Annotated in this window: 5 protein-coding genes; 4 read left to right on the top strand and 1 reads right to left on the bottom strand. The window is 64.9% G+C overall.

Annotated features, from left to right (window positions below; all coding sequences use genetic code 11):
- From FS665_RS22540 to FS665_RS22530, 3 genes are all read left to right on the top strand, one after another.
- Window positions 1–2595 (top strand): non-ribosomal peptide synthetase (locus FS665_RS22540; RefSeq protein ID WP_145193480.1); only part of this gene is annotated, 2595 nt, incomplete at its 5' end.
- Window positions 2596–2685: 90 nt separating this feature from the next.
- Entirely contained in the window at window positions 2686–3840 is a 1155-nt protein-coding gene (macA, locus tag FS665_RS22535; protein WP_145193479.1) for a macrolide transporter subunit MacA, read from the top strand.
- A gap of 2 nt (window positions 3841–3842) precedes the next feature.
- A complete protein-coding gene (locus tag FS665_RS22530) occupies window positions 3843–5846 on the top strand; it encodes a MacB family efflux pump subunit (RefSeq protein WP_145193477.1) in 2004 nt (667 codons plus the stop codon).
- A 15-nt stretch (window positions 5847–5861) separates the two neighbouring features.
- Here FS665_RS22530 and FS665_RS22525 read toward each other — a convergent pair whose 3' ends face one another.
- The gene (locus FS665_RS22525) at window positions 5862–6503 is read right to left on the bottom strand and encodes a helix-turn-helix transcriptional regulator (RefSeq protein WP_145193476.1); all 642 of its coding nucleotides are present in this window, start codon (window positions 6501–6503) and stop codon (window positions 5862–5864) included.
- 220 nt (window positions 6504–6723) lie between these two features.
- Between FS665_RS22525 and hisN the strand changes: the two genes are divergently transcribed.
- Window positions 6724–7515, top strand: coding sequence for a histidinol-phosphatase (gene hisN / locus FS665_RS22520; protein ID WP_145193473.1), 792 nt, complete (start codon window positions 6724–6726; stop codon window positions 7513–7515).
- The last annotated feature ends 502 nt before the right edge of the window (window positions 7516–8017 follow it).

The raw sequence follows: 8017 nt of genomic DNA, 5'->3' as shown, positions 1-8017 counted from the left end.
CGCTTCCACAGCCAGCTCCCAGGCAGCGACCTGCACAACCTCTATGGCCCGACCGAAGCCGCGGTGGACGTCAGCGCTTGGCACTGCCAGACCGCACCGGACAACACCCCGATCGGCAAGCCGATCGCCAACACCCAGCTCTACGTGCTGGACGGCCATCTGCAGCCGGTACCGCAGGGCGTGCCGGGTGAGCTGTACATCGGTGGCGTCCAGGTGGCTCGTGGCTACCTCAACCGCGCCGAACTCACCGCCGAACGCTTCATCGACGACCCGTTCCGCCCTGGCGGGCGCCTGTACCGTACCGGCGACCTGGCGCGGCATCTAGCCGACGGCAACCTCGAATACCTGGGCCGTAACGACGACCAGGTGAAGCTGCGCGGGCTGCGTATCGAGCTGGGCGAAATCCAGGCCGGGCTGACCGCTATCGACGGCATCAAGGAGGCCGTGGTGATCGCCCGCGAGCAACGGCTGATCGCCTACTACACCGGCGAGCCAAGCGCGCCCGAGACCCTGCGCACGGCACTGCTCACGCACCTGCCGGAGTTCATGGTGCCGGCGTTGTTCATTCATCTCGAAGCACTGCCGCTGAGCCCCAACGGCAAGCTCGACCGCAAGGCATTGCCCGAGCCGGGCGCCCTTGAGGCACGCGTCTACGAAGCACCGAAGGGCGAAACCGAAACCCTGCTGGCCGACATCTGGCAGGAGTTGCTCGGTGTCGAGCAGGTCAGTCGCCATGACAACTTCTTCGAGCTGGGCGGCCATTCGCTGGCAGCCATCCGCTTGATCGACCGGCTCAACGAGGCTGGCCTCGAAGTGGCAATCAATGATGTTTTCCAGCAGCCAAGCGTGGCTGCGCTCGCCAGCTGCCTGGGCGCAACCGCCAGCGTCGAGGCCCCCAGCGTGATCAGCGTACGTAGCAGCGCCAGCGGCGTGCCGCTGTTCCTGGTGCACGAGTTCACCGGCCTGGACTTCTACTTCCCGGTCCTGGCCCAGCACCTGCCCGGCGATTACCCGATCTATGGCTTGCCGGGCGTACCCGCGACCCAAGCGCAGCCGCGCACGCTGGAGTGCCTGGCGCGCTACCACATCGCACAGCTGCGCAAGGTTCAGCCCCGTGGCCCCTACCGCCTGGCCGGCTGGTCGTTCGGTGGCGTACTGGCCTTCGAGATGGCCAATCAGCTACTCGGTGAGGACGAAACGGTGCAGTTCCTTGGCCTGATCGACACCTATGCCCCGCGCCTGGCCGACCAAGGCAAGGCGCGTTGGGAAGGGCCGCAGGCGCTGGAGAAGCAGCTCCTGCTCAACTGCGAACGTTTCTGGAGCACCCAAGGCGAAACCGGCGCGCCAGCGCTGGCCCACCTGGAGCAGTTGACAGCGGCCCAGCTGGACTTCACCAGCCTGCTGGCAGCTTGCCGCGAGCATCACTTGCTCTATGGCCTGTGGTCGAGCATGAGCGACGACCAGCTGCGCCATTACTTCACCCGTGAGCTTGCCCATGGCTACGCCATGGCCCATTACCGACCGGCACCGTTGACTATCCCGGTGCATGTGCTGCGCGCCGAAGCAGGCAGCGCCGACCTGGCGAGCCTCGGCTGGGAGCAGGCGCTGCCGGGCCAAGAATTGCGCGGCATCGACGTGCCGGGTGATCACCGCAGCATGATGCAGGCACCCCATGTGACAACCCTGGGCGCGGCGTTGGCCCGCGCCCTTGAGGCGGCTGCACAACCTGTAGAGGCGCCCGCCTATCAGCCGCTGGTGGCCATCCAGACCGGCAAGCACGGTCATGCGCCGGTGTTCTGCGTACCCGGTGCGGGCGACAGCGTCACCAGCTTCATCGGCCTGGCCGAGGCCCTGGGCCCCGACTGGCCATTGTATGGGCTGCAGGCGCGTGGGCTGGAGGGCAGCCTGGTGCCGCACAGCACCGTTGAGGCGGCCGCCAATTGCCATGCGCAAGCGATCGAGGCGCTCTACCCGCAAGGGCCGCTGAACCTGGTCGGCCATTCGTTCGGCGGGTGGGTCGCCCATGCCTTGGCCGCACGTCTGCAGGGCATGGGGCGTGAGGTACGTTCACTGACGTTGATCGACAGCGAAGCGCCGGGGCAGGGCGGCACCTGTGGTCAGCCTTATACCTTCACCCAAGCGCTGGAAAAGCTGATCCAGGCGCTGCAGTTGTCGACCGGCAAGGCGCTGGGTATCGAAGCGCAGGCCTTCGCCGCCGCCAGCGATGCACAGCAAGTGGAGCTGTTGCATGGCGCGATGGTGCGTATCGGTCTGCTGCCGGCGCGCTCCGCGCCACGCAGCCTTGACGGCACCCTGCGCACCTTCGCCACGGCGCTGCGCAGCCATTACCAGCCCACGCTCAGCTACCGCGGCCCGGTGGGGCTGGTGCTGGTCGACGATGCAAGCCTGGACCCCGCTGCAAACGCTCAGGAACAGGCGGCGATGCACGCCGGCTGGCAGGCCTTGATGCCGCAGCTGTCGCTGTGGCGCGGCCCTGGCGATCACTTCAGCATCTTGAAAACGCCGAATGTGTTCAGCCTGGCGGCATGGTGGCAGGGCGCGCAGGCCTTGCAGATGGGCAAGGTCATGCCGTGAGCCAGGGCGCGGCGGGACGTGGGCACGGTGACCCCGTGCTCACGGTCGCAGTTGGCTGCAAACAAGTGATTTCAATGGAAGTGAGTGTTCATGGATAAGCCCAGATTGCGCAAGTTCGGCCTTGGCGCCGCCGTGGCCATGGTTGTCGGCATCACCCTGTATGCCGTCCAGGCCCCGGCCAAGGCGCCGCAGTACATTACAGCCACGGTCGAACGTGGCGATATCGAACACGCGGTGTTGGCCACCGGCATGCTCGAAGGGGTCAGGCAGGTCGACGTCGGCGCGCAGGTATCCGGTCAGCTCAAGTCGCTCAAGGTCAAGCTGGGCGACAAGGTCAGCGAGGGCCAGTGGTTGGCCGAGATCGACCCGCTGGTGCTGCGTAACACCTTGCGCCAGGCCGAGGTCGACGAAGACAAACTGCAGGCGCAAAAGCGCTCGGCCCTGGCCCAGCTCAAGCAGGCCCGGCGCGTTTATGAGCGCTACAGAGCGTTGCAGGAAGACGAGTCGGTGTCGCGCCAGGACTTCGAGAACGCCGAGTCCGACTATGAAGTGCAGCAAGCGGCGGTGCGCTCGCTCGATGCACAGATCCAGAGCGCCCGCGTCGAGATCGACACGGCCAAGGTCAATCTGGGTTATACGCGCATCAACGCGCCCATCACCGGGCACGTGGTGGGTATCGTCACCCAGGAGGGGCAGACGGTGATCGCCAACCAACTGGCACCGGTGCTGCTCAAGCTGGCCGACCTCGACACCATGACGGTCAAGGCCCAGGTCTCGGAAGCTGACGTGATTCACATCAGCCCCGGCCAACCGGTGTACTTCACCATTCTTGGCGAGGACAAGCGCTACTACGCCAAGTTGCGCGGGACCGAACCTGCGCCGCAGGACTACGCCCACAGCAGAGACAAGAGCGAAGCCAGCAGCAAGCCCAGTGGCGCGGTGTTCTACAACGCCCTGTTCGAGGTACCCAACCCCGAACATCGTCTGCGTATTGCCATGACCGCCCAGGTACACATCGTCCTTGAAACCGCCGCCCAGGCGCTGACCGTGCCGGTCGCGGCGCTGGGCCTGCGTAACGCCGATGGCAGCTTCCCGGTACGCGTGCTCGATGCCAAGGGCTTCGCCCAGGTGCGCAACGTGCAGGCTGGGATCAACAACAACGTCAAGGTGCAGATCAAGGACGGCCTGGCCGAAGGTGACCGCGTGGTGATCGGCGAGCCGGTGTCGGGCGAAGCGGGGGCTTGAGCATGAACATGAATGTCGAGCTGCGCGCCCATGCGCACCTGACTCAAGACCAGGCCCTGCCGCTGTTGCACCTGCAGGGGGTGACTCGCAGTTTTCTTGCCGGTGACCGTGAGTTTCATGCACTCAAGGGGATCGATCTGCGCATCGACAGTGGCGAGCTGGTGGCCATCATCGGCGCCTCGGGGTCTGGCAAGTCGACCCTGATGAACATCCTCGGCTGCCTGGACCACGCCAGCAGCGGCAGCTATCAGGTCAGCGGCCAGGAAACCCGGGCGCTTGACGACGACGCCCTGGCAGCGCTGCGGCGCGATCATTTTGGTTTCATTTTCCAACGCTACCACCTGCTGCCGCACCTCGATGCCCTGCACAACGTCGAGATTCCTGCCGTCTATGCAGGCGTCAGCCAGGGCCAGCGGCATGAGCGGGCGCAGGCGTTGCTGACGCGCCTGGGCCTGGCCAGCCACCTCGGCCACCGCCCCAGCCAGCTATCAGGGGGCCAGCAGCAGCGGGTGAGCATCTGCCGGGCGTTGATGAATGGCGGCCAGGTGATCCTCGCCGACGAGCCGACGGGTGCGCTCGACACCGCCAGCGGCAAGGAAGTGATGAATATTCTGCTGGAACTGCACCGCGTCGGGCACACCGTGATCCTGGTCACCCACGACCCCAAAGTCGCCGCGCACGCCGAGCGTATCATCGAAGTCAGCGATGGGCAGATCGTCAGCGACCAGCGCAGCGCCCGCCGGGCACCCCTTGCTGCGGTCACCGAAGCGGCGCCGCAGGTGTCCGCTGCCAGGCGCTGGTTCGCAAGCCTGGGCATGTTCCGCGAAGCCTTCAAGATGGCCTGGATCGCATTGATCTCCCACCGCATGCGCACCTTGCTGACCATGCTCGGCATCGTCATCGGCATTACCTCGGTGGTGTCGATTTCGGCCATTGGCGAGGGCGCCAAGGGTTATGTGCTCAAGGACATCCAGGCCATTGGCAGCAACACCATCGATATTTATTCGGGCAGCAATTTCGGCGACAGCCGGGCCAAGACCATCGAGACCTTGCTACCGGCCGATGTGGCAGCGCTCAACGAGCTGTACTACGTCGACAGCGCCACCCCGGTGATCGGCCAGAGCGCCCTGGTGCGCTACCGTAATCTGGACGTGGACGTGCAGCTCAATGGCGTCAGCGAACGCTACTTTCAGGTGCGTAACATCGCCCTGGCCGCCGGCATCGTGTTCAGCGCCGATGATGCTCGGCGCCAGGCGCAGGTGGTGGTGATCGACCACAACACGCGCCAGCGCCTGTTCGGCAGCAACGTCGAGCCATTGGGGCAGATCATTCTGGTGGGCAATCTGCCATGCACGGTGATCGGGGTGACCGCCGAGAACAAGAACCTGTTCGTCGCCAGCAACCAGCTGAACATCTGGATGCCCTATGAGACCGCTGCAGGGCGCGTGCTGGGCCAGCGTCATCTGGACAGCATCAGCGTGCGCATCAAGGACGGCGTGCCCAGCAAGCGCGTGGAAGAGGAAGTGACCAAGCTGATGCTGCAGCGCCACGGCAGCAAAGACTTTTTCACCAACAACCTCGACAGCATCATGCAAACGGTGCAGAAAACCAGCCGCTCACTGACCTTGCTGCTATCGCTGATCGCCGTGATCTCGCTGGTGGTCGGTGGCATCGGGGTGATGAACATCATGCTGGTGTCGGTCACCGAGCGCACCCGTGAAATCGGCATTCGCATGGCCGTGGGGGCACGTCAGGCCGACATCCGCCAGCAGTTTCTGGTCGAAGCGGTGATGGTCTGTCTGTTCGGCGGCCTGGTCGGTATCGGCCTGTCCTACGGCATTGGCTATCTGTTCGAGTTGTTCGTCAAGCAGTGGGAGATGGTGTTCTCGCCGGCCTCGATCGTCATGGCTTTCGCCTGCTCGACGCTGATCGGTGTGGTGTTCGGCTTCGTGCCGGCGCGCAATGCGGCGCGGCTGGACCCCATCCAGGCCTTGGCGCGTGACTGAGGCATGCCAGGGCACCTAGCCCACGGCATACATCCAGCGCATCAGCGAATGGCGCCCGCTGATGCCAAGCTTGATGGCCGCCCGGCGCAGGTAGCTTTCCACCGTATTGACCCGCAGGGCCAGGCGCTCGGCCTGCTCAGGCGCCGTGTGCCCGGCCAGCAGGCCAAGGCAGACCTGGGCTTCACGTTGCGAAAGCTTGAGCCCGGACTGGGCAAGACGTTCTTGAAAACGCTCCTCCAGACTCTCTGGCAGGCTAGGTTGGACGACCGGCTGCAGGGCGTCGATGTGTTTTTCCAGCATAGGCAGCAACAGCGGTGAGATGTCGTCCAGGCGGCTGCGTTCGTGGGCGGAAAAGCCATAGGTCGAACCTGCTCGCAGCACTTGGATTTCAAAGCGCGAATCATCTTTGCGGCGGATTCGGTGTAAGCGCGACGGGTCACTGAAATCGGCGTCCAGGCGGCGCTGGTCGGTGAACACGGTTTCGTCTATCAACGCCGATTCGTCGCTGCACGCGGCAGTGGCGGCGACCTGGCGTATCTGCATGGCATCGATGGTCAGGTGCGCCTGGATCAGGCTGTGCAGCATGCGCGGAAACTGGGGGCTGCCGGTGCTGGCAATGACCTTGCCGATTTGCGGGTAGAGCAGGTGCGAATTCATTGTGTCATCCATGAGTTTCGGTGGCGCAGGGTGCGCCGGGCAGTCGGCCACGCGCCTGGGCGTCTTGCCGCGGGCGCTACTCGATATCCTAGTACAACGGTTGAGTGACGGTTAAATGAAACGGTGATAATGGCAGAATAATGGCGTCAAGCGCCAGGCGTCTACCGTCTTGGCTGATGTCGGGTATCATGCAGGCCCATTTCTCCATGAGGCCTGTGCCATGTCCCTGAGTGCTGATCAGATCGGCGAATTCCAAGCGTTCGCCGAGCAGCTGGCCGATGCTGCGGCAGCGGCGATTCAGCCGTATTTCCGCGCTAGCCTGGCGGTCGAGGACAAGGGTGGGCGTCTGTACGACCCGGTCACCATCGCCGACAAGGCCGCTGAAGACGCCATGCGCGCGCTGATTGCGCAGCGCTACCCGGAACACGGCATCTTGGGTGAAGAGGCCGGTATCGCCGTGGGCAGCAGCCCGCTGACCTGGGTACTCGACCCGATAGACGGTACCCGTGCATTCATTACCGGGCTGCCGTTGTGGGGCACGCTGATTGCCCTGAATGACGGTACCCGGCCGCTGCTTGGCGTGATGAACCAGCCATTCACCGGCGAACGCTTCGTCGGCACGCCAGCAGGCGCCTGGCGCAGCGGCACGCGGCTAAAGACGCGGCCTTGCGCGGACCTGGCCAGTGCGACCCTGATGTGCACCACGCCTGACATGTTCGACACCGCCGAACGCAAAGCGGCCTTTGAAGCCGTCGCCGGTCGCGCGCGGCTGCTGCGTTATGGTGGCGACTGCTATGCCTACTGCATGCTCGCCTCGGGCTTCGTCGATGTAATCGTCGAAGCGAGCCTGCAACCGTACGATGTGCAGGCGCTGATGCCGATCATCGAGGGTGCAGGCGGCGTGATCACGGCCTGGGACGGCAGCAGCGCGCAGCATGGCGGCTGCGTAGTGGCCTGCGGTGATCCGGCGTTGCATGCGCAGGTGGTGCAGATGCTGCGCGCTGCCATGTAGAGGTCGGCCCATGCGATCGCGCGCCACGGTCGATGCGGGCGGACACCGGCGTTACCGGCCACGTAGGAGCGAGCGCAGCTCGCGATGCGCCGCACGGGCGGCGCTCGATCGCACAGGCAGCAAATATCTCAAGGCAAGCATCAAACCGCCGCGCTGTTTCGCGGTTTCGGGTTCTTGCGAGGCCAGGCCGCACCGATTCGCGGCGCAGCCGTCGAATGGCAAGCCGCGCTGCCATGTAGGCATCGATGACCGTGGCCTGTGCGATCAGGCGCCGCTCGCGCGGCGCATCGCGAGCTGTGCTCGCTCCTACGGTTGATGCGGGCGGACACAGGCGTTACTGGCCACGTAGGAGCGAGCGAAGCTCGCGATGCGCCGCAAGGGCGGCGCTCGATCGCACAGGCAGCAACTATCCCAAGGCAAGCATCAAACCGCCGCGCTATTCCGCGGCTTCGGGTTCTTGCGAGGCCAGGCCGCGCCGATTCGCAGTGCAGCCGTCGAATGG

The sequence above is a fragment of the Pseudomonas sp. URMO17WK12:I11 genome, from assembly GCF_007677725.1.
Classification (GTDB): Bacteria; Pseudomonadota; Gammaproteobacteria; order Pseudomonadales; family Pseudomonadaceae; genus Aquipseudomonas.
The sequence above is the reverse complement of the archived record's forward strand: the minus strand, read 5'-3'. Positions and strand labels throughout refer to the sequence as shown.

Bases quoted from the DNA above. Each gene is read 5' to 3' on its own strand.
- macA (WP_145193479.1), top strand. From the start codon at position 2,686: ATGGATAAGCCCAGATTGCGCAAGTTCGGCCTTGGCGCCGCCGTGGCC.
- FS665_RS22530 (WP_145193477.1), top strand. From the start codon at position 3,843: ATGAACATGAATGTCGAGCTGCGCGCCCATGCGCACCTGACTCAAGAC.
- FS665_RS22525 (WP_145193476.1), bottom strand. From the start codon at position 6,503: ATGAATTCGCACCTGCTCTACCCGCAAATCGGCAAGGTCATTGCCAGC.
- hisN (WP_145193473.1), top strand. From the start codon at position 6,724: ATGTCCCTGAGTGCTGATCAGATCGGCGAATTCCAAGCGTTCGCCGAG.